This is a genomic window from Lysinibacillus sp. FSL M8-0216, from assembly GCF_038595555.1.
GTDB lineage: Bacteria > Bacillota > Bacilli > Bacillales_A > Planococcaceae > Lysinibacillus > Lysinibacillus fusiformis.
The window spans coordinates 2,213,950-2,238,485 of the sequence record NZ_CP152007.1; the positions used below are offsets into that span (position 1 = coordinate 2,213,950).

Genomic DNA, 24,536 nt, shown 5'->3' on the forward strand with positions numbered 1-24,536 from the left:
TGATAAAGGAGATAGTGAATTGAAAAAGTTTTCAGTATGGATACTTCTAATGATACTTTGTCTTGCAGGCTGTTCGAAAGAGTCCAGTCAAGGCGAGGAGAAACAGTCAACTGCTTCGTCAGCTTCTCAGGCGAATGAGCTTGTTTTTGCCTCAGAGTCAGAGTTTGCAGGTTTAAATCCTCTTTTAGAGGAAACGAATGTGGATGCCTTTTTATTTAGAGGTTTGATGCGTTTTGATGAACAAAATGTACCTGTATTTGATATTGCTAAAAGTATTAATATATCAGATGACCAGATGACTTATACAATTGTGTTGAATGATCATGTGACATTTCATGATGGGCAGGCTTTAACAGTCGACGATATTATTTTCACCATTGAAAGTATTCTTGACGATGCAAACGGCTCCTATTTAAAATCTGATTTTACCCATGTGACGGGCATGAAAAAAATCGACGACACGACAATGACCCTCCAATTAGATGAACCATTTACGCCGATGCTAGACAAACTAACTGTGCCTATTTTGCCAAAGCATGCCTTCGAAGGACAGGAAATGAGAACCGCACCATTTAATCAACAACCAATCGGTGCCGGTCCTTATATGTTTGAACAATGGGATAAAGGGACAAGCTTGACACTCAAAGCATTTCCTACTTTTTATGGTACAAAAGCTTCAATTGAACAAGTCATTTTTAAATTTATCCCTGATAGCAATGTGCGTGCCTTACAGCTAAAATCTGGTGAGGTTGATATTGCATTACTTGATCCAAATCAGGTTGAGGAACTATCAAAAGTAGAACATTTAAAAATGTACGAGGTTGAATCCGCCGATTATCGCGGCGTTCTATTCAATATGCAGTATCCGATTTGGAAGGATGTTTCACTAAGAAAGGCGATTAGCTATGCAACGGATCGTGCTGGCATCGTAAAAGGTATTTTACATGGCTACGGCACAGAAGCTTATTCGCCACTACAAAAACATAATTTTGTGAATGAAAAAATCGAACATTATACTTACGATGTAAAAAAAGCAAATGAGCTGCTCGAGCAAGCAGGCTGGCAATTAGCTGATGACGGTTTCCGCTATAAAGATGGCCAAAAATTAACATTTACCATTACCGCGCCCATTACTGATACTGTGCGTGTGAATATGGCCAATTATGTGGCGGAGGGCTATAAAGCTGTTGGGGCAGATGTGAAAGTGGCTGCACTGGATTGGAGCAATATTGTTATTGAAGAAACAGAAGCCTTTATGGTTGGATGGGGAAGTCCATATGATGCGGACCATCATACGTACAGCCTTTTCCATTCTGGAGAATCCAGTCTCACGAGTGCTGGCTATAATTACGGCAGCTATGCCAATGCAAAAGTAGACGCATTGCTAGAGGAAGGCCGTACTACGGTCGATCCTGAGCAACGTAAGAGAGTCTATATGGCATTGCAGGAGGAGCTAGCTCAAGACCCACCGTTTGCCTACTTTGCTTATGTGGATGCTGTATATGGTATCGATAAACAAATTAGCGGTGTTAAAGAGCGAATTTTAGGTCACCATGGAGCAGGCTTCTTATGGAATGTCGAGGAGTGGAAATGGAATGATCGCTAAATGGCTTGGGAAGCGAGTGATAATGGGGACAATTGTCCTCATTATCGTGAGCTTCCTCTCTTTTTTCATGATGCATACCGCTCCTGGCAATCCCGCAGCAGCGTATTATGGAGGCAATGCCCAAACATTAACGACGGCTGAGAAAGAACGTATTGAACAAGCCTTTGGTCTCGATCAACCCGTATTCTTACAGTATGGGACTTGGTTGGGGGAAGCATTACAAGGTAATTTAGGGTACTCAGCTAAAGAAGGAAGACCTGTCTTGACGATTTTACTTGAGCGCTTACCGAATACGCTACAGCTCGTTATTTTAACGTTAGTCCTTGTAACCATTGCCTCTATTTGGCTTGGCTTACAGGCTGGCATGAGGGAGGGCTCATTACTCGACCGTGGACTTTCTATCTTTAGTATTGCTAGCTCCGCGATACCCCCATTTTGGCTAGGCATATTATTCATTATGGTCTTTTCCATAACATTAGGTTGGTTTCCGTCTTCGGGAATGAATGATGTGCGGGGCGATGGAGGGTTCGTGGATCGTTTATATCATATGGCACTCCCGCTAACAGTCCTCGTTATTTCCCATGTTGGCATCTTTGCCCGTTTTTTGCAGGATAGTGTAAAAGTAGAGAATCATAGCTACTATGTACAAGTGGCACGTGCGAATGGAGTATCTGAACGTGAAATTCGAACTATGATTTTACGAAATGCTGTCATTCCTTATATTAACTATGTCGGTGTGACCATCCCATCATTTTTCGGAGGCTCCATTGTAGTCGAAACATTATTTGGTTGGTCAGGATTAGGACAGCTTTTGGTAAAATCCGTCATGCTCAAGGATTTTCCCGTTTTAATGGGGGCTATATTGATCATCGGCGTTGTTGTGGTCATCTGTTTATTTGTCATTGATATTCTGATGATTGGCTTGAACCCTCGATTAAGAAGAGGGGGATTTGTATGAGAAAACAGCGGAAGTACCCGATCTTTTGGCTTGTGCTTTTAGCTCTCATTTGTACAACGACTATTTTTTCTTCATTATTAGCTCCTTTTGAGCCGAATATGATGGATATGAATCAAATTTATCAAGCACCGAATGCCATTCATTTATTAGGAACTGACCAGCTAGGGAGAGATGTTCTTTCGCGCTTATTAGTCGGAGGAAAGGTGACGCTCCTCATTGCCACTGTGTCTGTCGTGCTATCTAGCATAATTGGCATCATTTATGGGGGCATAAGCGGTTATTTCGGCGGTGTCATTGATGCTGTAATGATGCGTATTCTCGAGGCCTGTTTAACCATTCCCTCATTAGTGATCGTCTTAGCTCTACAGGCAATTATGCAGGGCAGTGTGTGGCGAATGGCGATGATTATGGGGATCACTGGATGGTTTGTTACTGCTCGTATCGTCCGCTCTGAGTTTATCCGGTTAAAGGAACAAGAATTTGTGCAGATGGCGAAAATGTTCCGCACGCCGCTGTGGAAAATTCTCTTTGGGCATTTATTGCGTAATTGTATCCCTGCGTTATTTGTGGTGACCATCTTTAATTTTGCTGGGGCTATTTTTACCGAAGTTTCCTTAAGTTTTTTAGGAATTGGTGTCCCCCCAGCTACTCCATCATGGGGAACAATGCTGTACACAGCTCAAAATGATTTACTTGTAGGTGCTTGGTGGATGGGACTTTTCCCTGGGCTGTTAATTTTTATAACGATTTTATGTGTGCAAGTTATTGGAGGTACTTTCAAACAAGGAGGGAGCCGATCGCATGTTTAAGGTTGATAATTTAGCTGTTCGCTTATCCGGCAAATCCCTTATTCAAGGTTTGACTTTTACTGTGCCTAAAGGGCATATTACCGCTATCATTGGTGAGAGTGGTAGTGGCAAAAGTACGACCCTTTCAGCTCTGCTTGGGATGCTGCCAGCACGAGCAAGTATGGAAGGCTCGATTTTATTTAATGAAAAAAACCTCATGGCCATGTCTGAACAGGAGCGTGTGGAGCTACGGAAAAAGCATTTCTTTACCATCTTTCAGGATGCCACGAATAGTTTTTCACCAACTCAAAAAATGAAGCCGCAACTCTATCGGTTGACGGCTTCGAGGGTGGGACATAAGGAAGAGGAATTTTTAAGTAAAATCATGGCTATTTTAAAGGAATTAAACTTACCGGAGGATGTGCTACAACGCTATCCATTTGAGCTTTCTGGCGGTATGCTACAACGCTGCATGCTTGCCTGCGCCTTCTATAATGAACCCGATGTTTTAATGGCAGACGAACCGACCTCTGCTCTAGATATGCTCCATCAACAAGAATTTATCAAATTGCTAAAAAATCTCCATGCCCGCCTTGGGACGACCATTCTCTTCATTACCCATGATTTAGGGGTTGCTAAGATTGCTGATTCCATGCTGGTGATGAAAAATGGTGAAATTGTAGAAAGTGGGCAAGTATCGGAAATTTTTAAGGAGCCCAAGCATCCATATACGAAGCGGCTTGTCGCTCATCATTTTTAGGAGGCGTTGATATTGTTGCTTCATGTTGATCAGGTGAATAAAAGCTATCGAGCAGGACAGCGAATATTGAAGAATATAAACCTAACAGTTGGAAAAGGTGAAATCGTAGGGCTTGTGGGAGAAAGCGGTAGTGGAAAAAGTACTTTGGCCAAACTAATTATGCAGCTAGAAAAGCCTGAAAAAGGGGCTCTGTTTTTTGAAGAGCAATTAATGACGAAGCAAAATCGCTCGTATTTTTATGAAAATTGCCAAATCATTTTTCAAAATGCTACGGCTGCCTTAAACCCCGTGTGGACCGTCAGGGAATTGTTACGCGAGCCCAAACAGGTGGCACACAAGTCCTTCACGGACCGCGAACTACAGACAATGCTTGAAATGGTAAAGCTCCCATCAGATATTTTAGAAGCCCTGCCTTCTGAGCTAAGTGGAGGGGAGCGACAACGGGTTAATATACTAAGATCGATTTTAGTCGAACCTCAACTATTAGTATGTGATGAAATCGTTTCGAGCTTAGACCGCTTGATTCAACGAGAGATAATCGATTTATTAGTGACTTTAAATAAAGAAAAAAACATGGCGATTTTATTTATCTCGCATGATTTAAAGGCAGTTTCTTATTTGTGCGATCGCATTTACGTGATGAAATCGGGTGAAATTGTTGATGAGAGCCGTAAATGCGAAGGTGGCTTTGCTTTTACAGACAAGTATGCGCAAATGCTCTTCCAAGCCGTAGAAAACGGATGAAATATCCATGTTACCAATAGAAAATAAACCGAAAAACACTTTCCTTATTTGAATGGAAAGTGTTTTTTATTCTTCTTTCAATGATCTGAGTGGGGCGGTCAAATCCTCAGAGGGGCTATAGATTGTATGGGTATCCCTTACGTTCATCCATGTACCAAAGATGAAAGCCATATTGGTTTTCAGCCGTATCCACTACTTGTACGTCAAATTGTGGGGCAGCCATATTGACAATTCCCTCATTTAACACTGCTGTCGTCATTCCTTTATGGAATAGGTTGAGAGAATCCTCATCCTCATATCCTTTCATAAAATCAGTATGCACAGAGCCAAATATAACGCTGTTAGAAATGCTAATCTTAGCCAATTTCCCACCTGCAAGCTCCTCATTTGTACAGCCTAAAACAACAATGGCTAATAGGGACATGACTATGACTAGCAATGTTCGCTATAAGCCTTCTCCTTTATAGAATAAATATTACAAAAACGAGGGTCGTAGCCCAGTTTTCATCATAATATAGTAAACAAACAAAAGCTGAAAGGGGATAAAGCATGGGTTTATTTGATGGATTAATTGGCAATGCAAGCGAGGTGAATTTTGAAAAATTACAGGAGGAGGTCAATGATTTACTAATTCCAAACGAAACCATTAAAAATGCCTATAAAATTATTAGAGACATATTTATTTTTACGAATAAACGATTAATCCTCATTGATAAGCAAGGAGTGACTGGCAAGAAAACGGAATACCATTCCATCCCCTATAAAAATATTGTCCATTTTTCAGTAGAAACGGCTGGTACATTTGATTTAGATGCTGAGCTAAAAATATGGGTATCAGGCAGTTCATTACCCATCCAAAAAAACTTCAATAAGGCGACCAATATTTATAAAGTGCAAAGTGTTTTAGCGCAGTATGTTTTAGGCTCGAATTAATGGTACCTATAGAAACAAAAGCAAAACACATCCAAAGCCCGCATATATGCGAGGCTTTTTTTGTTGTGATTAGAGGACAAATCATAGTGTTAGGTGTAGTTAAAAGTATATGGTAACTTTTGTATTACTTATATTTGGCATTAAACTATTCATTAGTAGAAAGGGGATGAATGTCATACAAGGTGCGAGATTTCTCGATATATTTTACAGTACAGTCGTAGGTTCCTTGTCTAACATCACTAAATTTATCAAAATCTCCAGTGAAATAAAGTTCGCCGTTAATGTCTACAAGTAGTTCGTGGATTGCGGTTCTTCCGTTTGATTCAAACTCTCTTACGGTACATTTACCAGTAACTATTTGAAAATTTTTAGTTTGAATAGCAATAAAATCTTCGATTGACCATACAACAAGAAACAAACATAGGACGCTGAAAAAAGACGCAGTAATTATAACCCCATAAAAATCCTTGTGACTACGTTTATTCTTTATAAAAAAGATTAGGAGAGATGTGCAAATGAGTAGCCCAATTAGTGGGAAGATGATGTCTAACAAAATATATTTCTCCTTTTGAATAACATATAGGCTATTATTCTACAATTATTTTTAATTACTTACTAGTAGAAATAATTTTTTGAAACAGTTTATTTAAGAAGAAAATCAATCACACAATGTAGTTATTAGAAAGCAAAGCTACAAAGAAATCGAAGCGCTAATTGAAATCTCTCTCGCAAATTTAGCGAGCGAAAGAAGTGAGCAAATAATCTTGATCGATTTTTTGCGTTGAAAGTTCGTGACCCAAAAGTTCTCTATGCTGATCGGTGCTTTCTGCTGCTCTGACGCACAACTTTTTTTCTTTTTGAAGAACAATAGTTATAATATACACATTAATATTTGTAAAGATGGTGAAACAATGGAACAGATGCTAAAGGAAATAATGTCTCCAAGTAATCAATATAAAGTTCAAATTATAAAACGGAGAGATGGTCTTTTTACAACAGAAGTATATATGTGGCAAGAAGACTGCGGATATGAATTTTGGAGTCCTATTAAAATAGGATTGAGTTTGATTGAAACTGAGGAAGTAGCCGTAACATTAGCCATTGAACAATTAAGACAATACTCTGGTGAAATTATTACTCTGTAGTTACATCACTCAACACTGTCATACGTAGGGAGAATCAGTCAATCGGGTAGATAATTGTTTAGAGTCTTCTAAGTGAAGTTAGTTATTAGTTTGAATATTCTGAAATATCGTAAGATAATAATAAAGAAACTGGAATATTTTATGTTATTTGACATCGGAAATAGACTACCTTACAATTGATTTTAATAGTCTGTAAGGAATGTATAGAACACAGCATTCCTCCACAACTGAATAGCGTGTAGTAATAGGTGTAAATTGCGTGCAATTTGCTTAAAAGGGAAGTCGGTGTGAATCCGACACTGTCCCGCAACTGTAAATGTGAGCGACTTTTCAGCAACCACTGTCAAATGATGGGAAGGGGAAAAGTGGCGATGACCATGAGTCAGGATACCTGCCTAGTTACGAGTACACACCATAAACCTACGAGGAATCATACAGATATGTCTTTCTAAAAGATTGATATAACAACGTTTAAAGCCATTTCAGGAATATGTACAAGTAGATTACCCTTTTCTGATTATCTAATAAATTGGAGAAGGTGTTTTTATGTTGATAAAGTTTGCAATTCAAGATTTTTTGTCAGAAAGAAAAATGATGAATGCAAGTGAATTTACCCTAATTAATTACAGGAGCTTTTTTAGAGGGTTTCAAGAATGGCTGAGAGAGAATAATATTCAAGATGTGCAAGACATTACTACAAATACACTAAGATTGTATTTGATGTATTGTAAAAATGAGAAAGGTAATAGTCCAAACACAATCAACAATAAAGTAAAAAATCTTAAAGCATTTTTTAATCACCTTATAGAGAATGAGTTTGTACAACATAATCCTTGTCTAAAATTGAAAAAACAACAAACAGATGAACGGATCGAAGTATTTACAGATGCACATATACGACAAATGCTCCGATACTATAGACGCATGAAACGTAAAGATCATGAGTTCACAGCTTATAGAAATACTGCCATGATTATAACGCTTCTTGGAACAGGTATACGCTTAGGAGAAATGCGAGGATTAAAATTTTCAGATGTGCATATTAAGCATATCAGCATATTTGGTAAGAATCGTAAATTAGAGACTGTTCCACTTACTAAAAAGGTATATAACGAATTAATTGATTTAAAACTATATTATGAGAGATACTTTGGTCATGAAGTAGAATATGTTTTTGTGCATAGAAACGGTGAACAAATATCCTACGAGGCGATAAAGGGTGTATTTAAAAAATTGCAAGAAGTAATGAACTTTAAAGATATACGACTTTCAGCTCATACATTTAGACATACTTTTGCTCAGAAGTTTTTATTAAATGGCGGCGATGTATTTACATTACAAAAGATTCTTAGACATACATCACTTTCAATGACAGAAAAATACTTGGCTCTTTGGGGATCAGCATTACATGAACAAAATGAGAAATACAACCCATTAAATAACTTGGATATTTAAAACAAAAAGAAAGGTTAGTTATAAGTAGCCAACTCTAAGATAAATTTAATTAATTATTAGGTGAGTAACTATATGAGTTACTCACTTTTAACTTGGTATATGATATAACATTACTGCAACTTTAATTTCTTTATTTTTGTCCCCGTTCAAGTGGAAAATATAATTAAACCAACTTTCATCCTTTTGATCCACAAACTTAATGAAATTCTCATGAGTCTGAATAGACTCTGTTGCAGCTTTTATAACATTTGTGAAATCCTTATTTCGAACAAACATTATTACAGAAGTTTTAGAATCTCTCCAAGTCAGGTAACCTAGTAATTGGTCAATAGTTCCTAAAAATCCTTTTGCGCCTGTCCAGAATTTACACTCTCCAACAAAAACGTTGCCACCATCATACCTTAATAAAATATCTGTCTTACCACTTTTATTAAATGTTTCTCCTGTTGCACTACCATCAAAATGAGGTTCTAGCAACATTAAGAAATGATCACGTAAATCTTCTTCTCCTTTATCACTATACACAGATGGCTTTCGTTCAAACTCTTTACCCATATCATTAATTATTTGCAAAATAGCATTATAGGTATTATCTTCTAGGGTTGGAGTTGGAGAAAAACCATCAATTGTAGAAACAGGTTTGGTATCAATCTTTTTCTTTATCTTTACATCTGGAATAGTAAAAGTTTCAGATACACTACCGTTTTTTCTTATAGGTACTGTTAACCCAGAAACTAACTCTTTTCTTCTTAATAGCTCGTTCTTCCTAAATAAAAATTCAAGCTCAACAGTCTTTCTTAAAGAATTATTATAAGAATCAATATTTTTATTTAAATCTTCAATTGTTTGCGATAAATCTGCTTTAAATCTATCAAAATCTTGTTGTACTTTTTGATAATCTTCATCAAAAACAATATATCTTTTTATAATATGTGTCTTGGAAACCTGTGCCTTTTGTGGATTTAATATAAAAGCATTCGGAGTAATTGAAAACAAAGTTCTATTACCATTGTACGGAATATGATAATATACTACAGGTTTAACATATTTTTGCTTAAGGCTATTAACAACTTTTTCATCTTTAATATCTGCAAAAATATCATTCTCTATAATTTCAAATCTCTCCATAGATAGCTTATTTACTAGATAATCTATATACTGTTCTTGACCAACATTAAGAATGTAATTTTCTTCCTCTAAAGCAACAATATTTTTAATATCTTTTGTCCATAAATTTAAGTAATGCATGAGAGGCTCTTTCTTCTCACTAAAAAACAGATATTCTTCCTGATAGTTCAATAATACCAACTCCTACAAGTAATAGTAGTTAATTATATCAAACTAATCTAATTTCATCCAAGAACATAATAACTTTGAATTATTTCCTATTACATCTATTGATAAATTCTTTATGCGAATTCGATATTAAAGAATTATCAATAGATGTAAAAATAGATATGTAATTACAAATAAAAATAATAAACACATTAATAGTAAATATTCCTTGTAGTATAATAAAATTAGATTTTTTGAACTAATTTATTGATGAGAGTTGGGACACAATTGATAAAAGAAATAATTGAAAAGATGGACTCTTTAATACCTATATTGACAGTTATATTTGGTAGTATTAGTATACGAAGTCTATTCATATCTTTCTATACATCTCTATCTTACGATTCATTTGACATGAGATTATTACAAAGAGATAAATTTGCAATGATTAAATTTAAAAAAAATATAAGTATATTTCTAATTATTGTTCCAGTATGTTGTGCTTTAGGATTTTTATTAGCATATGAAGTAATAATTTTTCCAGTATTTCTTTCGGTATTTAGTATCGCTTTCCTTGTTTCTACTGTAGGCATGATTCTTCACTATGTAGCATCTTTTTTAGAGTTTATTTTTATAAAAAGTACTAACACTAAATGGTTACATTGGCTATATACACCTTTAAGTAAACTTTCTTTTATTTATGAATTAAATGTTAAAACAAAAATTCATATGACGTTAGCTTTCTTACTTCTTTCTATAACAATGCTTGCTTATGGATATATTGCTGATGTAGAAATGGTATTAACTAGCCTAACTGATTATTTAATAACAATGATAGGGATTTCATTTTTACTAATTTATTCTTTAAAACCAGAGACTAAATCTGTTAATTATATCTTTATAGAAGAAAATGATAATTTGAGCATCTTATTAGAAAAGAATGGAATTTCAGAGAAGTTAAGATTAGAGTACTTTTTAACTGACTCTATAACAGTGCTTTCAACTGAGGATAGAGTATATAGGGTAATTAAAAGAATATCAGAATCGAAAAGTACATATGAAATATATACAAAACTTTGAATAATGATCAATATTCTTTAAGAAAGTGTTAAATGAGAGGATGTATTTCGAATGTGGAGTATTAATAGTAAAATTTGGTTTTCTATATTCACGGTATGGCTATTAGTAATTTTAAGTGTATATTTAAAATCAGATATTACAATGGAGAATATAAATAGTCTATTGAATATTTTAGCAGGTATATTAGTTACGGCTTCAGTTGGAATGGGGGCTATAGCATACATTTTTGTAAAGGCAGGAACAATGACAAGAGTATTGGATATGGTTATTGTTCTTATCTTCTTATCTTTTACTTGAGCAGTTATTGCACATATAGACGATATTGGCTTCCTTTTCCTAAAAAAAGTTCAAGTTTTCCTAAACGCATTAGTTTTAACAACGAGTTGTGCTTATATTGGGGGATATTTAGTGGGTCTTATAGGAGAAGGTAAGGAAACAAATAAGCGGAATGTTAATAATGTAACTCAGTATAAGAAAAAAATGAATAAGCGAAAGGGAAAAACAAACATAGTAAAGTAAATTTCAATTTTGAATGATTCATATTCTTTGGGATATTTAAAGGCTGAGTAGAAGGGTTTTCGACTTTTTTCAGCCTTTTTTTGATCAAGAGGGGGGTACGAGTGACACTGGTATTACATTTTCTTAGCTAATTGTTTTGCTAGGAGTAATGTGTTTTCTATTGAGGCGATTAATAATTCTTTATCTACTTCATCTAATTCATTTATTATCTCATGTAGTCTTTTGTCTGCATAACTCTCGTTTTTAACTTTTAAATTATCACATCTTTTAAATTCAGTTCGAGCTAGAAGGTAGTCAGTCGATACATCAAAGTAATCTGCTATTGCTTCTAATTTATCCGAACCGGGTGTTTGTGTTTTTAAACGGTATAAAGTATTTTTGGAATATCCTAGTGATTCTTCCAAGTCATTAATCGAAATTTTTCTTTCTTTACATAAAATTTTTACTATCTCAAACGTTGTCATATCAACCATCCCTAAGAAGCCAGTCGGAATAATTTAAACTTTTTGCATAAAAATAGTTGACTTATATTATACTTATAGTTTAATATTACTGACATAAGCTAAGTTATTCGCATAAAGACAATAGAAAAGACAACCTTATAATATTCATTTTATCGTGGGGGAACGGTTCAAAATGCTGATTTAGCAGGCTTTTCAAAGTCTTATTTAGCTATGTCTATATATTAAACTATACGTATAAAAAAAGTCAACATAATTAGTGAATTATTTAAATATGTCCAATCTAAAACACACAAAGGAGAGATTACATGAGCAGTTGTTACAGCGTTTTAAGTCCTAATTATAGAGGAGTAAAGAAGTATAGTGTACTAGTAAGCACACGAATCGTAGTTGAAGCTGATTTTAATGATTATAACGGTGTTAAGTTATTAAATCGTGATGGATTTTTACGTTACATGGATAAATTTAACAAATTAATGGTGCAGCTAGATGGAGAGGATGCATTAATTACAATTAAGAAGGCTTCTTACTCTGTTTTAGAGGGCAATGACAACATTGCAGTAATTGATGTCCTACTTGAATTTGATATCTTTGCAAACAATGAAAATGAAGCTGCTAAAAAGATGCTACGTACATTAGAAGGGGATATAACAATCAACAACTTTACACTGCTAGATGCGGATACATCAAGAATGGATTTTGATTGCGAAATACTGTTGTACGAGTTTAATCATAAATACTTAATTAAGGAGATCACTCACTATGATGAAGCACCAAAAAAATATGAGCAACTTGCTTCATTAAAAGTAATTGTGAAGGGCGATATACCTGAAGTACCAGAATGTTTTGGGGAGTGGGGTGTTCCGTATAAATCGGATGACATATCAAATGATGATATTTACAAATTTGAAGGCTTTAATTTGACTATTAACAGCTTAAAAAATATTGATTATAGACTAATTCCAGTATCCTTTAAAGTGTTAGAGAAAGATTTAGCAGAATTTACTTTTGCTTTTAATATTAAAATTTACGGTTATAGCGCTGATCATGCAAGCGACTTATTTGAAGAGTATTTTTCTCCTAGCAATATAAAGATAGATGATTTCACATTCATAGATGATGAAAATTTTATCACTACAGAATTAGAAATTGTAAAAATTGCTGAATCTTCAGTCGAAGAGTTGGCGGTAGCATTATGAATGAAGAAATTAAAGAACTCGAAGAATACTACTCTAGTCATTTGAAAATCGAAAATAAAGTGGAATTCGAAAACGCTATAAGCGATTTATACAGCGAGTTGCGATCACTGGATGCTTATAACCTTCTCGTTTAAATTAAATTTTTCTTCCTCACCGTCTACCAAACGAAAGAAGAATAGTCGCAAATGAAACTGAGGGGTTAACTCCCCTCTTCCTATCTAGTATAGTATCACGATCCATTATTTTATGCAAAAAAAGGTAGAATTAAAAAAGTTTTGAACTCCACTAGCTACTTACTGAAATTACTATTATTATTTGAATGAGTTTAAGTTTAACTAATCATACAAAAAATGTTTTTAGGCTCGACTGTCACTTCTCCAAATTTTACATTATAATATTAATAAGTATCCGAAAATCGATTAAACACAAATAAACACATACAAACTACTTGTAAATGTGTCGATTTTATTCTACCTATATTTAGAATGGAGGTGTTTTTATATGTTTAGATTAAGATGTACTTAGTATAACATCAGAAATAATAGATGTAAATAGGTAACAGTGTATATTCAAAAATGCTTCTTTAAATGTAATAGAAAAGGAGAGATGGGGGAAACGTTGAGAATTTCAGAGTTAATTACAGTGGAGAAAATAAATAAGTGGAAGTTAGGAGACATTATTACTATCGATGCACAGACAGGAAAGGGTAAAAGCTATTTTGTAAAAAATATACTTTACGCAATTGCGAAGAGGGATAAAAAGAAAATCCTATTTCTTGTACATCGAAAAACGGTAGATGAACAATTTGTTAAAGAATTAAAAAGAGATAAAAAGTCAGATGTAATTGAAGTAAGGACTTATCAGCATATCGACTCTAAATACAGGATGCATCAAAAGTTTGATTTCTCTGACTATCAATATATCATTTGTGACGAATTCCATTATCACACAAGTGACTCAGCTTTCAATGAATTTACGGATTTATCGTTAAATGCCATTTTGAAGGAAAAGGATAAAACTAGAATTTTTATGTCGGCTACAGGTAGGGATGTTACTCAATATATCAATAATCATATGAAACTGGAAAGTATCAATTATCAAATACCACACGATTATTCACATATTAAAAAGTTAGAATTTTATAAAAGGAAAGAATCTGTACACGATTACATAACTAGTATTATTGCCAGTGATAAAAAAGGATTAGTCTTTGTTAGATCTGCAAAAGAAGCATATGATCTTCATCTCATGTATAAAGATTATTCAATGTTCCTGTGTGGGGAGTCTAATAAACTGTATAAACATGTAGAAAAAAATAAAGTAGATTCAATGCTTGAAAATGAACGATTTGAAGATAAGCTTCTGATTACTACTCTTACATTGGAAGCAGGAGTAAATCTTAGAATGGCAGACTTAACTGAAATTGTATGTGATGTTGGATATGATGTTGGAATTTTACTTCAAGCTTTTGGACGAAAACGAATCGAAATGAAAACGGATTATATAAACCTATACATAAAAGCTGTAACGAATAATCGGTTGGGAGGAATTAAGTCTCAACTCATAATAGAAAATCAGATTGCAATGAATTTTTGTCTTACCACTGATACTGAATTTACAAAGGCTAATTATCGTAAAAAACTAAGTCCGATGATTTATGATGAACCGACTAAAAATGGAATAGAAAAAAGGTTAAATATGGTGAGATGGTTCAAGGTTCAAAAGGATTTAGAACTGATAGAAAAAATGCTTGAATTAAAAAATAATAATCTTGGTTACTGCCTATACGTATCCAACTTATTAGGAATTCCTTACACAATTAAAGAAGAAGGTGAAGTATTGTCAGATTTGGAAATTTACTTAGAATCTCTAGTGGGAAAAATGTTATTTGTTGATGAAAGATGGGATTTGATTAAAAAGATTGGATTGAAAGATAAAAATAGCAAACTCCAAAAAGGTTTAAAGACCATAAATTCATATTTAAATGAAAATAACATCAATTATCAAATAACATCTCATGTTGATAAGAGAAGAAAGTTATTTAATGGGGATATTAACGATAATAGAGATAAAACTTATTGGACTATAAATTGAATCTTGGGGTAAATTTCATACGAAAGGCTCTATATAAGCATTACACATATTTTTTACCCCAAATAAGATAAATACATATACGACAGATTTATTGTTGAATGTGACCGAATAGGGAACATTTAATTATAAATATGGCGAAGGCAATAGTTTTTAGTTATTAGAATCACTCAATTTGCGATAGCGAATTGTTAGTGATACTTATAATCTCAAAAGTGTTGACTATCTTTTGACCTTAGATTTTTACTGATTAAGAAAAGAGAGCATATATTCAGAAGTAAAGGTTAGAAATAGTCGAATTAATTAATAAAGTTTTAAATATAAAAATACATAAAAAGGGATGGCAATTATGACAAACATTATTAAATTTAAGAAACGTACAAAATCAAAGCATGAATTATACTCCAATGCTTTGGATAGGGTTTGTAAAAGTATTAAACCAAATATGAATAAAGATGAGGTCACTAATACAGCGATTAGAATGGCTTATTACAGTATTATGATAGTCAATACTTGCAAGCCATATGAAGCATCCTACAAAGAGTTACATAAATATTTTGATATTGCTCAGATGGCAAAAGGTGCGCTATCTATACTTACATATAAAGAGCTTCAGCAAGGTTTCCCTATTGAAAAGGAATATGACGGTGAAAAGTTTGGTATGATGGACTACTTTTACACTGTTGATGAATTAAAAGGATTTGATTCAGATATGCGAATTGGTGACAAAATCAATGAAATATTATGGGAGTATTACAACAAAAAAATAATGAAACTTAACTCTAAATTAGCTGTAATCATGAGTCAAATTAATCGCATGGAAGGTAAGAAAGGTATTTCAGAACAGGTATTTGAGGATATGGGAATTGATACTTACACAATGAAATCAGATGGTGAATTAGTCCGAAATAAACGTAAACCAAATCTAAGATTGATTACACCATCATAAAATTGGTCGTAACCATTTCAGTTACGACCTATCACTGGTCATAGGAGAATTACCCAAGACCTTATATGAACAGCACGACAGTAGTGGTCAACTTGGTAAGCAGAGCAGGTCACGTTTGTCTAAATTATCTATGACACTAGGTATACGAAGAAGATGGTCGAGGTCGGTGAGAGCGATTACAACGCATCAGGTTACTGATTTAGTAACATAACAAAATCTGCTATGCCTGAGTGACAGAGCGTAATTAAGTTATCGGCACTAATTGATAAGTCATGATAGTGTATTTTTAATTCCGACTCTATGTCTGAGTTAACCATAGGGATACTATCACAGGGGGCTTGATACTTACGAAGCGACATTATGTCACTCAGTGGAATTAATATTAAAACTCAACTTCGAAAATTTGGGTGTTGCGTCAAATTTGAGGTAGGGATATTTTGACAGGTTTAGCATGTATCTCGCAATACACAGAGTTACAACTTGTATTGTAGATAGAGTAGCTCATTTAAAAAATATATAAAATTGAAAGGGAGTATTACGTGGTAAAATATGACAACAAAGGTATACATATTCGTACTATTCAAGCTTCAAAGGCTTTTGAGCATTCGGAGAGAGGAGAATATATCAAAGCAGATTATACAGGTCTGATGCCACATTCATTGTTGTTGATGAAATTGGAAAAAGAACGTGGATTTAAAAAACGTATTGTTTTTTTAGAGGGTTCGAAAAAAAATCCAATTAATTATAAATATGTAAGTGACGATTTAGTTAATATTAAATTTGATACAAGTGTAAAAGATTTAGAATTTGTTAAACATCAGTTATTAAAGGATATTTCAAACCTTGAAAAAAGTATTGATAAAGCAGTGATGGATAATGATGCCAAAAAGGATAAGATGTTGCAGGGGATTTTGAAGCGAAAGAATGAACGCTTTGAGAAAATAAAGAAAATTGATTCCTCTAAGGAAGTAAAATGGCAAGAAAAATCAACAGGCGATTTACGTACATACTTGTACGCAAATGGATTTAAATTAGATGATGATGTGAAATTTGTACAGTTTTCGAGATCATCATCAAAAAGCAGAAAAGGCGAGGTACTTTTCATTAAGGAAACTTTATTAAAAAATATACAAAAATGGATTCGGCTGGGATTTACAATTAGAAAAAATGAATCGGTAGACCTTGTTTCTTTGCGAGCTTATGAGTCTCTTATTGGAAGTGGAATTGAATCCACTGTAAAAATTGGTGTAGAAAATATCTTCATTACAAATGATTTGCAGTCTAAATTTAAATTAAAAGATGAAATTAATGTTGTACGTACTGATAGTAGTGGTAAGTTGGGAGTTGTTAAAGAAAAAGATTATGAAATTACAAATGACATCTGGGATGGACAATCTTTAATGGATTACAATGCTTTTTTTAAAGATAAGGATTATTCTTTCATGTTACTACGTAATCACATGTTTAAATCGGCAGGCTTTTCATTCGACATTCAAGGATATTTACAAGATTATCACGATAAATATAAGCCTACTGAGCATTATGATGATTGGGAAATTGAAGATAGATACGGTGTTCCTATGTCAGCTAAGGATATATTGATGGTGACAACTCCGAACAGCTGTAAATTCCTTAAATTTGCATATTTGACTACTCCAAATAATTCGTTCATTGATTTTAAAAATCGCACTCCGAACAAACAAATGTATTATGAGCGTAAAATGTATGAACATTGGAAAGATGAAGTGATAAAAGATGGTGAAATATTTGGTATATGCAAGCACGAAAAAGAATCAACCCATTCATTTTACGATGATAGCGAGGATTCAGTACATCGTCTATCTTACCAAATTATTAATACTTTGCCTGCTGATGAAAAGTCCATTTCAATATTAATGAAAGATGAACAACAATACATAAAAAAACTACAAAATAATGAGAATGAATTATTTATCGATTACCTTGAAAAAACAAGCAGTGACTTAAATTCAAATCATTTATATTCAAATCTTTATCATATTAATGATGACATACAATACACTCAGATGTTTAAGGACTATAAATCAACAACCATTAACAAATACAAATCAAAATTGAAGCGTGGAAACATACGTGTAAATGACATTGATTATTGTATCATGTGTTCGAATCCCATCGAAATGATGGAAAGTGTAATTAATAAGACTACATCAAATGACTTAAAAGCAATCGCATTGAAAGGTGATCAAATTTATACAAAGCTTTTTCCATTTGGTGAAAAAGTCGTAGGTTGCAGAAATCCACATACTGCAACAAGTAACTATTATAAGAGCAAGAATACATATAATTCCTTAATCGATGACTATATGAAACATATGAGTAAAAACATTGTAATAGTCAATTCGATTGAAACATTAATTATGGAAATTTTAAGTGGGTGTGATTATGATTCGGATTCGCAGCTATTAATGGCTAATAAATGTATTCGATATGTTACTAAAGGAATTGAAAAAGATTTTCTTCCTGTTGTAAGTGGAATCAAGCCAGATAAGACGAATAGTTACATATATTCTCCTGCACAAATGGCAGAAGCAGATGAGAAGATTTCAAGATCAGCAGCAACAATAGGTATGGTCGCTAATCTCGGACAGCTTGCACAATCCGTTTTTCAGGATTTAAAGGCAAATGGTGAAGTAGAGAAGGAAAAGAAAGTATTAGATTTGGTTTCGCAAGTGGTGGCACTCTCGACTGTCTGTATAGACCTTGCAAAAAAATCATTCAAAGTAAAAATTGAATCTGAAATTAGTTCTATCCGAAATGCCTTAAATGCTTATATTCAAGATAAAGAAGAATACTTCGAAGAAGGGGTTAAGAAAACTAGAATCAACGCAATTTATAAACCTAAATTCTTTAAAGAAATCGAAAAGAAGAAAATTGAGAAGGAGCGTAAAAAGGGGACTGTACGTAAAGTTCCTGTAATATATAAGGACTTCAAAACACCAATGGACTACCTTCAAAAGCAAATTAAACTTATTGGCAATTCGGATCGCACAGATACAATTCCATTAGCAGATTTATTAAATAAAGATATAAAATTAAGTGATTCAAACAACAATCAAATTCCTAAATTTAAAGAAATGATTACTAATATCAATGCTGAATTTAGTCCTATTAATAAAGATACTTCAAAAGATGATATGGAAGAGAAAATGATGAGAGCTAATGAATTAATGAGTAAATATAAAAATGAACTGTCTGGGTTAGTAGTGAATGCTGCTACTATTAAAAGTTTGATTAATCGAATGTATATTGAAGATAAGGATTCAGATTTCAAAATAGATGAAAATAGCAAAATGCTTAATCTTTTATTATGCACTCATTACGAAGAATTTAGCAAGGTTTTTGCAAAAAAAGGAGTAAAATTTTAATGAATTTTTTAAAAGAGAGTCTATAAACCGTTGGTATTACTAGGTTTGTAGACTATTCTTTTCTTGCTATATAGTAGAGGAAATGAATTATTTCAATCTACTTGAACTAATTCTGAATTTTTCATACACATATGTTATTATTCTCCCTTCTCCTTTTAATTTTTTATGTAAAAAATAAAATCATTTCTTAACGCCTTATCGCTTTTTGTAAATGATCTTCTCTTTTTTTACATGTAGAGACTCTTAATCGAGTCTCTAATGCCTCTTTAATTCAATTAATTGTTTGAAGTTGCCATTAAATTTCTTCTAAACAGTTCTGATTTTTTGAGACTCCGATTCGAGTCTCTCTTTTTTCATTTAATTAATTCATTTAATAAATTTACAAAATACAATAACAGGAGATGATAAAAGTGTCACAAGATGAACGAAACGAGTTGTATCTCGAAATGAGAAAAAAAAGAATAAAAGGTAAAGTGGCTGCGAAAGCAATTGAAATATCACCATCATTATTGAGTCAATATTTTAATCATAGAGCCAACATGAATATTGAAAATGTAAATAACTTAAAAAAATATATCGAAGAATATGAGGGATAAGGATGAGTGTATATACTATTTTTAATAAAATGTACAAACATGCAATTGAAGATGAAAATTTATTGAGGTATTTATTTTATGTTCCGCAACATAAAGATGATGATGTGACTTTGGTGACGGCTGAGCGAGCTAATCTAGTGGGTAATTTTGATGTAATTAATCAAATTGTTAAAATGCGTAAACGAAACGAAGACGATTTATCTATTGATGACTCTAAATGCGTTTTGTATATGTACTTAGACAATTTTGAAAATGCAACTACTGGTACTAATAATGCTATTGATCCTTACAGCTTTTTACAATCAGTTAATATTGATGTATATGTGCATCGTGATTACCAAAATACATCTTATAACTTAGCGAGAGTTGTTGATCGAGTAACAGCATTATTTAATCAAAAACATGTAGGTGGAATTGGGAACGTTACTTTTGCGGGAAGTGGGAAGTTAGATGATGTCGATGGCTTTGAAGGAATGCAAATTAAATTCAAAAATAGATATTCAACTCGATAATCTTTGTATTTATACTAATTTATCATAACACAAAAATTAATTATAAACAAGGGTAAATAATAATATGGTGAAATCATTAAGGGATATAAAAGAAATTGTTTTGGAAAATAAGAATGTAATAGTAATTGACATTGAAAAAGATGACAGCGATAAGATGGTTAGAAATAAGGTTATTACTGCTTTAGTTGATGCATACGCATTTTATACAGTGGGCGAAGCCGATGAAGTTGAGTTTAGTTATTTCAAAAATCAATTATCGTATTATATTAAACTTTTCTTTAAAGAAAATAACTCATTTGAAGATATTGTTCAAAGAAAAGAAGTAAAAATACAAGGCATTTCAAATAAAATCGTTTTTATAGATAAAGGATCATCTTCATTTGATATTAGCACTAGGATAATTGAAATCAACGAGGATTATTGTGATTTTTCTTTATCATCTGCAAAAAGACTATTAGCTTCAGAAATTGGAAGTGTGCTTTTGAGCCTTATGCAACATTACAGTCGAGTTGGAGATGTGATTAAAAACTCTGGAAATAAATATGGAGTTTCAATGTACGATTTAATGTCAACTATTGTAAATAACAATATTGATAAATTGTTGTTTGGAGAGCAGCGTGATAAGTATATCAGTATTTTGGATGTCGGAAACTCAATATACAGGATTTCTTTTGAAAATGAACTTGAAAGTGAAAGCGAAAAGGGTGATGGGGATAAAGTTTATGGACGATGTATAACGTACAATGAAAATAAATATAGTCCAGATAATAAAATCTTACTTAAAAAAGATATGCCTACAGACTTTACTTTCCATGTATTTATTCACGAGTTATGCCATGCAGTTATAAATGAAAATGATATTGATTTCGCTGGAATTTACAGACGGTATGAAAAAACTGGTACGAATTATGATGAAATGAATACGGTTATTGAGGAAGAAGTGGTAAGTAAGATGTCTGCAACTTTATCTTCTGTATTTTTACGAAATAAAGAGACATTCAACCTGTTTTTCCCATTATCTATATCTAGTAATGATAAGAAAAGCGAAACTAAAAAGAAAGAAGCTGTATAAATGAAATTTGTTTGGAACGATAAATGTGAAAACAGTAAAGAAGGATTCGCTGAAGCAGTTGTAAGCAACAGTAATAATGAAGGGTTCGAAAAGTGTAGTCTTTACGTAGATAAACCATGTCGAATCATTGTGAATGACTCTATGATCGAAGATATCACATCAAGCTTCGTTATTACTGCTGTATCATTTGGCGAGAAGATAAAAAGTATTGTAATACGTGATAGTAACGTTAATTTTAATTGGGAAGGAGTTTATTGATGTTAAAAACTTATACAGATAATTATATGAATGTATTAAAAAATACGTATAAGAGTATTGTTGATTTAAAAGGTGAACAGCTTCATGCGAAAATCAATACTCAATATTTAGATGTTAAAGAGGTCAAATCTGCATTAGGTGATGAAGTAGCAAAGTATTTTAATATTAAAAAACAGGAAGCGATTAAGCTTTTAAATGTCGAAGCACAGGAATAGGGGATTCAGTAATGATAAGAGGAGTTCACTTAGAAAAAGCGAGTATTATTGAACAGTTAGAGGATTATGTGTGTGACAATAAACAGGATAATAGAGTTGTTTCTGTTGAGATTGATAAGCACATCGATAATATTATTAACTCGAATTATGTAGTTACAAATATAACGATTAGAGCAATGAATGACGATATTGCACATACATTAGATTCCTTAAAATGGCGAGATGGAAACTTGGTTGAACATCTGGAAAGAGAATTAAAAAAGGTATCGGAACATGGTTAAATTGAGTGTGGATGAGATAGTAAAGCGTATTAGTAAAGGTAAGTCTATTCAATTGAAATTCGGTGTACTTCATGAAGCAATTAATAAGGTGCAAATTGGTTGTGCTTTGATTGATCCTTGGGAGTACGAATGGATTTTAGATGAATATGAGGAAGATAGAATATTTTTTTCTTAGCTGGATATGGTCAAGGTTATGAGAGAGTACGTGATTATTTTGAATACCTTGCAATAACATGTTTCATCAATGATAAAACATAAACTAATGCTTAAACGTAAACATATATGTGTACATATAATTAATATTGAACATAATAGGAAATACATAATAAAAAAGAATTAGTAAAACAATACGAGGATGCTTCAGATTATCTGTGGACGTTTGTTAATACAGTTGATGAATATTCAGCATATATGCAACAATATAAAAATGATTACAAATTATTAATGGACAAATTAGATGATTATTTAGATGCCATATTAAAGTTACATTGTAAAGTGTTTAAAATAGATGACTATCAAAATATCTATACTGATAACATTGCGATTTGTTGCAATAGTTATTATGAAGATCCGATTTTTCCAGTTCCATTCGTTGAGGTATTTAGTTATCTGAATAAGGAAAAGTTTGATAATGTCGATTTGAAAGATTTTTGTCTTGTGTTATTCGGAGAAGAATTTGAGCACATTACAGACGGAAAACAGAAAGAATCAATTTATATGTCAGAAGCATATCGAACAGTATTGAATAGTGCTCGTGAACAGGTGGAAAAAAGTGTTGAAGAGGAAAATGCTATATAGGGATATTTTAGCCAACTTTTTAACTATAAAAATACATGATTTAAGAGGGAGGGTTAAATTTGACCTTCCCTCTTATTTTATAGGAGTTACCAAATTGGGATTACTCGAATTTTTAACAATCGTATTTTTAGTATTAAAGGTAACAGGTATCATTTCATGGTCTTGGTGGATAGTATTTATTCCTGCATACATAGCAGCAACTATTTATGTTATTTGGATTAGTACATCATTAGCTAATATGTATAAAACGAATAAGGTTATTAAAAATCTGATGAAGTAAGTGTTTAGGTTATGATATTGTTTGATTATTTTAACTTAATGAAAGAAGGGTAGATTAGGATGAATACTGATGAAAAATTAAATAAACGTTTTGGGAGATTTTATATTTCAAACGAGTTACTTTTTGATAATTACCAACTCGTTAATTGTATATTGAGTCGTGTAGTGGTAGTTGAGTGTACTCACCATTATTACAGTAATCAATTTGAGTATATTGCTATTTCTCCATTATTTGAAGTAGTTGAAGACGGATGCAAATTTAACGAATTTAAAGTATTGATAACAGGTGATGAAATCAAGTTTGAAAAATTAGAAGGATGTTAAAAGGGGATGGAATGGGAAATGAATATAGAGAGTTACAAGAATAAACCATTAAATATTGCTTTACATGAATTAACTACTATTGAAGATGAAGAAAAGTTGATTGAAACTGGATTGATTCTATTTGGAAATACGTTTGTTGATTTAATTGTTACTGAATCACGTTAAGGGTGTTGCTTCATTTCAATGCCTTTTTATTATGCGTAAAGGAGGAATTATTGAAATGAAATATATGATTGATAAATATGGAAATGTAACAGTGGTTCAAGATGGACTAGAGTTAAAAAAGTAATACATTTTAAAAAAATGATTAGGTTGTGATATTCAATGGAAGAAAAAGAGTTGCAAAATGAGATTGCAAAGGTAAGGAGCGAATTAAATTTTAAGCAGCTTCGTTTTTGTGATGCCTATTTAAATAATGGAGGAAATGCAACCCAAGCATACAAAGAGGCAGGATATAAATGTTCAAGTGATGCTAGTTATACAACCCAAGCGAGTCGGCTATTGAAGAAGGCTTATATTCAAAAATACATAAACCTTTGTAATCAATTAAATAGTATCTATTGTTCACTTGATCGTGCCGATGTAATTAGAAAGTTAGAACATATTATTACTGTTTCTGAATTTCCGATTGGTCAACAATTAGAAGCAATGAAAATGCTCAATCAGATGAACGGTTGGAATGCTCCAGAAAAATCTGAAGTTGTCGTTAATACTGATGATAATTTAAAGCGATTATCTGAAATGACTACTGAAGAAAAAATGGAGTTGTTACATAAATTTGAAAACAATAGAATTGAACATTAATTTCTCAAGTACCAAAAAACTACCTTT

At 32.7% G+C, this 24,536-nt stretch carries 29 protein-coding genes and 1 riboswitch; of the genes, 25 read left to right on the forward strand and 4 right to left on the reverse strand.

Annotation, left to right across the window (positions count from 1 at the left end; translation table 11 throughout):
* The first annotated feature begins 19 nt into the window (after window positions 1-19).
* From MKX57_RS10825 to MKX57_RS10845, 5 genes are read left to right on the forward strand one after another with little or no spacing between them, the layout of a single operon-like run.
* Complete coding sequence (locus MKX57_RS10825; RefSeq protein ID WP_237068821.1) at window positions 20-1,606, forward strand: ABC transporter substrate-binding protein; 1,587 nt, start codon at window positions 20-22, stop codon at window positions 1,604-1,606.
* Window positions 1,596-2,564 carry an ABC transporter permease gene (locus MKX57_RS10830; protein ID WP_089984537.1) on the forward strand — a complete coding sequence of 323 codons (969 nt, stop codon included), beginning with the start codon at window positions 1,596-1,598 and terminating at the stop codon, window positions 2,562-2,564. The genes MKX57_RS10825 and MKX57_RS10830 overlap by 11 nt, the downstream gene beginning before the upstream one ends.
* Entirely contained in the window at window positions 2,561-3,373 is an 813-nt protein-coding gene (locus tag MKX57_RS10835) for an ABC transporter permease (protein WP_342551019.1), read from the forward strand. Before MKX57_RS10830 ends, MKX57_RS10835 begins: the two co-directional genes overlap by 4 nt.
* Entirely contained in the window at window positions 3,366-4,112 is a 747-nt protein-coding gene (locus MKX57_RS10840; protein ID WP_008174832.1) for an ABC transporter ATP-binding protein, read from the forward strand. Before MKX57_RS10835 ends, MKX57_RS10840 begins: the two co-directional genes overlap by 8 nt.
* Before the next feature lie 15 nt (window positions 4,113-4,127).
* Entirely contained in the window at window positions 4,128-4,856 is a 729-nt protein-coding gene (locus MKX57_RS10845) for a dipeptide/oligopeptide/nickel ABC transporter ATP-binding protein (protein ID WP_342551020.1), read from the forward strand.
* Window positions 4,857-4,971: 115 nt separating this feature from the next.
* Here MKX57_RS10845 and MKX57_RS10850 read toward each other — a convergent pair whose 3' ends face one another.
* On the reverse strand, window positions 4,972-5,295 hold the full coding sequence (locus MKX57_RS10850) for a hypothetical protein (protein ID WP_258954664.1): 324 nt from the start codon (window positions 5,293-5,295) through the stop codon (window positions 4,972-4,974).
* A 110-nt stretch (window positions 5,296-5,405) separates the two neighbouring features.
* Between MKX57_RS10850 and MKX57_RS10855 the strand changes: the two genes are divergently transcribed.
* Window positions 5,406-5,789 carry a PH domain-containing protein gene (locus tag MKX57_RS10855; protein WP_008174827.1) on the forward strand — a complete coding sequence of 128 codons (384 nt, stop codon included), beginning with the start codon at window positions 5,406-5,408 and terminating at the stop codon, window positions 5,787-5,789.
* A gap of 145 nt (window positions 5,790-5,934) precedes the next feature.
* On the opposite strand, the gene MKX57_RS10860 is transcribed toward MKX57_RS10855, so the two are convergent.
* Entirely contained in the window at window positions 5,935-6,342 is a 408-nt protein-coding gene (locus MKX57_RS10860; RefSeq protein ID WP_342551021.1) for a hypothetical protein, read from the reverse strand.
* Window positions 6,343-6,700: 358 nt separating this feature from the next.
* Between MKX57_RS10860 and MKX57_RS10865 the strand changes: the two genes are divergently transcribed.
* Complete coding sequence (locus tag MKX57_RS10865; RefSeq protein ID WP_171364808.1) at window positions 6,701-6,934, forward strand: hypothetical protein; 234 nt, start codon at window positions 6,701-6,703, stop codon at window positions 6,932-6,934.
* Window positions 6,935-7,163: 229 nt separating this feature from the next.
* Window positions 7,164-7,348: riboswitch (cobalamin riboswitch) on the forward strand.
* 132 nt (window positions 7,349-7,480) lie between these two features.
* A complete protein-coding gene (locus tag MKX57_RS10870; protein ID WP_342551022.1) occupies window positions 7,481-8,389 on the forward strand; it encodes a tyrosine-type recombinase/integrase in 909 nt (302 codons plus the stop codon).
* Window positions 8,390-8,476: 87 nt separating this feature from the next.
* Here MKX57_RS10870 and MKX57_RS10875 read toward each other — a convergent pair whose 3' ends face one another.
* Window positions 8,477-9,688 (reverse strand): hypothetical protein, encoded by a 1,212-nt coding sequence (locus MKX57_RS10875; protein ID WP_342551023.1) that lies wholly within the window; start codon window positions 9,686-9,688, stop codon window positions 8,477-8,479.
* Window positions 9,689-10,108: 420 nt separating this feature from the next.
* Between MKX57_RS10875 and MKX57_RS10880 the strand changes: the two genes are divergently transcribed.
* Together MKX57_RS10880 and MKX57_RS10885 are read left to right on the forward strand one after the other, a co-directional pair.
* A complete protein-coding gene (locus tag MKX57_RS10880) occupies window positions 10,109-10,744 on the forward strand; it encodes a hypothetical protein (protein WP_342551024.1) in 636 nt (211 codons plus the stop codon).
* Window positions 10,745-10,795: 51 nt separating this feature from the next.
* Window positions 10,796-11,041, forward strand: coding sequence for a hypothetical protein (locus MKX57_RS10885; protein WP_342551025.1), 246 nt, complete (start codon window positions 10,796-10,798; stop codon window positions 11,039-11,041).
* Between the two features lie 335 nt (window positions 11,042-11,376).
* Here MKX57_RS10885 and MKX57_RS10890 read toward each other — a convergent pair whose 3' ends face one another.
* Entirely contained in the window at window positions 11,377-11,727 is a 351-nt protein-coding gene (locus MKX57_RS10890; protein ID WP_342551026.1) for a helix-turn-helix transcriptional regulator, read from the reverse strand.
* Between the two features lie 305 nt (window positions 11,728-12,032).
* Here MKX57_RS10890 and MKX57_RS10895 point away from each other — a divergent pair, with 305 nt between their 5' ends.
* The 15 genes from MKX57_RS10895 (at window position 12,033) to MKX57_RS10965 (ending at window position 24,509) form a co-directional block, all read left to right on the forward strand.
* On the forward strand, window positions 12,033-12,923 hold the full coding sequence (locus MKX57_RS10895) for a hypothetical protein (protein ID WP_342551027.1): 891 nt from the start codon (window positions 12,033-12,035) through the stop codon (window positions 12,921-12,923).
* A 606-nt stretch (window positions 12,924-13,529) separates the two neighbouring features.
* On the forward strand, window positions 13,530-15,017 hold the full coding sequence (locus MKX57_RS10900; protein WP_342551028.1) for a DEAD/DEAH box helicase family protein: 1,488 nt from the start codon (window positions 13,530-13,532) through the stop codon (window positions 15,015-15,017).
* A gap of 346 nt (window positions 15,018-15,363) precedes the next feature.
* A complete protein-coding gene (locus MKX57_RS10905; RefSeq protein WP_342551029.1) occupies window positions 15,364-15,963 on the forward strand; it encodes a hypothetical protein in 600 nt (199 codons plus the stop codon).
* A gap of 539 nt (window positions 15,964-16,502) precedes the next feature.
* The gene (locus MKX57_RS10910) at window positions 16,503-19,370 is read left to right on the forward strand and encodes a hypothetical protein (protein ID WP_342551030.1); all 2,868 of its coding nucleotides are present in this window, start codon (window positions 16,503-16,505) and stop codon (window positions 19,368-19,370) included.
* Window positions 19,371-19,780: 410 nt separating this feature from the next.
* Window positions 19,781-19,966 (forward strand): hypothetical protein, encoded by a 186-nt coding sequence (locus tag MKX57_RS10915; protein ID WP_340834247.1) that lies wholly within the window; start codon window positions 19,781-19,783, stop codon window positions 19,964-19,966.
* Window positions 19,967-19,968: 2 nt separating this feature from the next.
* Window positions 19,969-20,478, forward strand: coding sequence for a hypothetical protein (locus MKX57_RS10920; RefSeq protein WP_342551031.1), 510 nt, complete (start codon window positions 19,969-19,971; stop codon window positions 20,476-20,478).
* A gap of 64 nt (window positions 20,479-20,542) precedes the next feature.
* On the forward strand, window positions 20,543-21,550 hold the full coding sequence (locus MKX57_RS10925; RefSeq protein ID WP_342551032.1) for a hypothetical protein: 1,008 nt from the start codon (window positions 20,543-20,545) through the stop codon (window positions 21,548-21,550).
* A gap of 257 nt (window positions 21,551-21,807) precedes the next feature.
* Window positions 21,808-22,023, forward strand: coding sequence for a hypothetical protein (locus MKX57_RS10930; protein WP_342551033.1), 216 nt, complete (start codon window positions 21,808-21,810; stop codon window positions 22,021-22,023).
* Window positions 22,024-22,034: 11 nt separating this feature from the next.
* The gene (locus tag MKX57_RS10935) at window positions 22,035-22,304 is read left to right on the forward strand and encodes a hypothetical protein (protein ID WP_342551034.1); all 270 of its coding nucleotides are present in this window, start codon (window positions 22,035-22,037) and stop codon (window positions 22,302-22,304) included.
* Window positions 22,297-22,479, forward strand: a complete 183-nt coding sequence (locus MKX57_RS10940; protein ID WP_342551035.1) for a hypothetical protein — start codon at window positions 22,297-22,299, stop codon at window positions 22,477-22,479. Before MKX57_RS10935 ends, MKX57_RS10940 begins: the two co-directional genes overlap by 8 nt.
* Window positions 22,480-22,715: 236 nt before the next feature.
* A complete protein-coding gene (locus tag MKX57_RS10945) occupies window positions 22,716-23,102 on the forward strand; it encodes a hypothetical protein (protein WP_342551036.1) in 387 nt (128 codons plus the stop codon).
* A 94-nt stretch (window positions 23,103-23,196) separates the two neighbouring features.
* Window positions 23,197-23,382, forward strand: a complete 186-nt coding sequence (locus MKX57_RS10950) for a hypothetical protein (RefSeq protein WP_342551037.1) — start codon at window positions 23,197-23,199, stop codon at window positions 23,380-23,382.
* A 59-nt stretch (window positions 23,383-23,441) separates the two neighbouring features.
* Window positions 23,442-23,705 (forward strand): hypothetical protein, encoded by a 264-nt coding sequence (locus MKX57_RS10955; RefSeq protein ID WP_342551038.1) that lies wholly within the window; start codon window positions 23,442-23,444, stop codon window positions 23,703-23,705.
* A 6-nt stretch (window positions 23,706-23,711) separates the two neighbouring features.
* Window positions 23,712-23,870, forward strand: a complete 159-nt coding sequence (locus MKX57_RS10960; RefSeq protein WP_342551039.1) for a hypothetical protein — start codon at window positions 23,712-23,714, stop codon at window positions 23,868-23,870.
* 159 nt (window positions 23,871-24,029) lie between these two features.
* Window positions 24,030-24,509, forward strand: coding sequence for a terminase small subunit (locus MKX57_RS10965; protein ID WP_342551040.1), 480 nt, complete (start codon window positions 24,030-24,032; stop codon window positions 24,507-24,509).
* Window positions 24,510-24,536 lie beyond the last annotated feature (27 nt).

Bases quoted from the DNA above. Each gene is read 5' to 3' on its own strand.
- MKX57_RS10840 (WP_008174832.1), top strand. From the start codon at position 3,366: ATGTTTAAGGTTGATAATTTAGCTGTTCGCTTATCCGGCAAATCCCTT.
- MKX57_RS10955 (WP_342551038.1), top strand. From the start codon at position 23,442: ATGAATACTGATGAAAAATTAAATAAACGTTTTGGGAGATTTTATATT.
- MKX57_RS10885 (WP_342551025.1), top strand. From the start codon at position 10,796: ATGTGGAGTATTAATAGTAAAATTTGGTTTTCTATATTCACGGTATGG.
- MKX57_RS10835 (WP_342551019.1), top strand. From the start codon at position 2,561: ATGAGAAAACAGCGGAAGTACCCGATCTTTTGGCTTGTGCTTTTAGCT.
- MKX57_RS10925 (WP_342551032.1), top strand. From the start codon at position 20,543: ATGGTGAAATCATTAAGGGATATAAAAGAAATTGTTTTGGAAAATAAG.
- MKX57_RS10865 (WP_171364808.1), top strand. From the start codon at position 6,701: ATGGAACAGATGCTAAAGGAAATAATGTCTCCAAGTAATCAATATAAA.
- MKX57_RS10945 (WP_342551036.1), top strand. From the start codon at position 22,716: ATGCAACAATATAAAAATGATTACAAATTATTAATGGACAAATTAGAT.
- MKX57_RS10890 (WP_342551026.1), bottom strand. From the start codon at position 11,727: ATGACAACGTTTGAGATAGTAAAAATTTTATGTAAAGAAAGAAAAATT.
- MKX57_RS10830 (WP_089984537.1), top strand. From the start codon at position 1,596: ATGATCGCTAAATGGCTTGGGAAGCGAGTGATAATGGGGACAATTGTC.
- MKX57_RS10855 (WP_008174827.1), top strand. From the start codon at position 5,406: ATGGGTTTATTTGATGGATTAATTGGCAATGCAAGCGAGGTGAATTTT.
- MKX57_RS10880 (WP_342551024.1), top strand. From the start codon at position 10,109: ATGATTAAATTTAAAAAAAATATAAGTATATTTCTAATTATTGTTCCA.
- MKX57_RS10930 (WP_342551033.1), top strand. From the start codon at position 21,808: ATGTTAAAAACTTATACAGATAATTATATGAATGTATTAAAAAATACG.
- MKX57_RS10920 (WP_342551031.1), top strand. From the start codon at position 19,969: ATGAGTGTATATACTATTTTTAATAAAATGTACAAACATGCAATTGAA.
- MKX57_RS10940 (WP_342551035.1), top strand. From the start codon at position 22,297: ATGGTTAAATTGAGTGTGGATGAGATAGTAAAGCGTATTAGTAAAGGT.
- MKX57_RS10905 (WP_342551029.1), top strand. From the start codon at position 15,364: ATGACAAACATTATTAAATTTAAGAAACGTACAAAATCAAAGCATGAA.
- MKX57_RS10960 (WP_342551039.1), top strand. From the start codon at position 23,712: ATGGAATGGGAAATGAATATAGAGAGTTACAAGAATAAACCATTAAAT.
- MKX57_RS10935 (WP_342551034.1), top strand. From the start codon at position 22,035: ATGATAAGAGGAGTTCACTTAGAAAAAGCGAGTATTATTGAACAGTTA.
- MKX57_RS10900 (WP_342551028.1), top strand. From the start codon at position 13,530: ATGGGGGAAACGTTGAGAATTTCAGAGTTAATTACAGTGGAGAAAATA.
- MKX57_RS10965 (WP_342551040.1), top strand. From the start codon at position 24,030: ATGGAAGAAAAAGAGTTGCAAAATGAGATTGCAAAGGTAAGGAGCGAA.
- MKX57_RS10895 (WP_342551027.1), top strand. From the start codon at position 12,033: ATGAGCAGTTGTTACAGCGTTTTAAGTCCTAATTATAGAGGAGTAAAG.
- MKX57_RS10870 (WP_342551022.1), top strand. From the start codon at position 7,481: ATGTTGATAAAGTTTGCAATTCAAGATTTTTTGTCAGAAAGAAAAATG.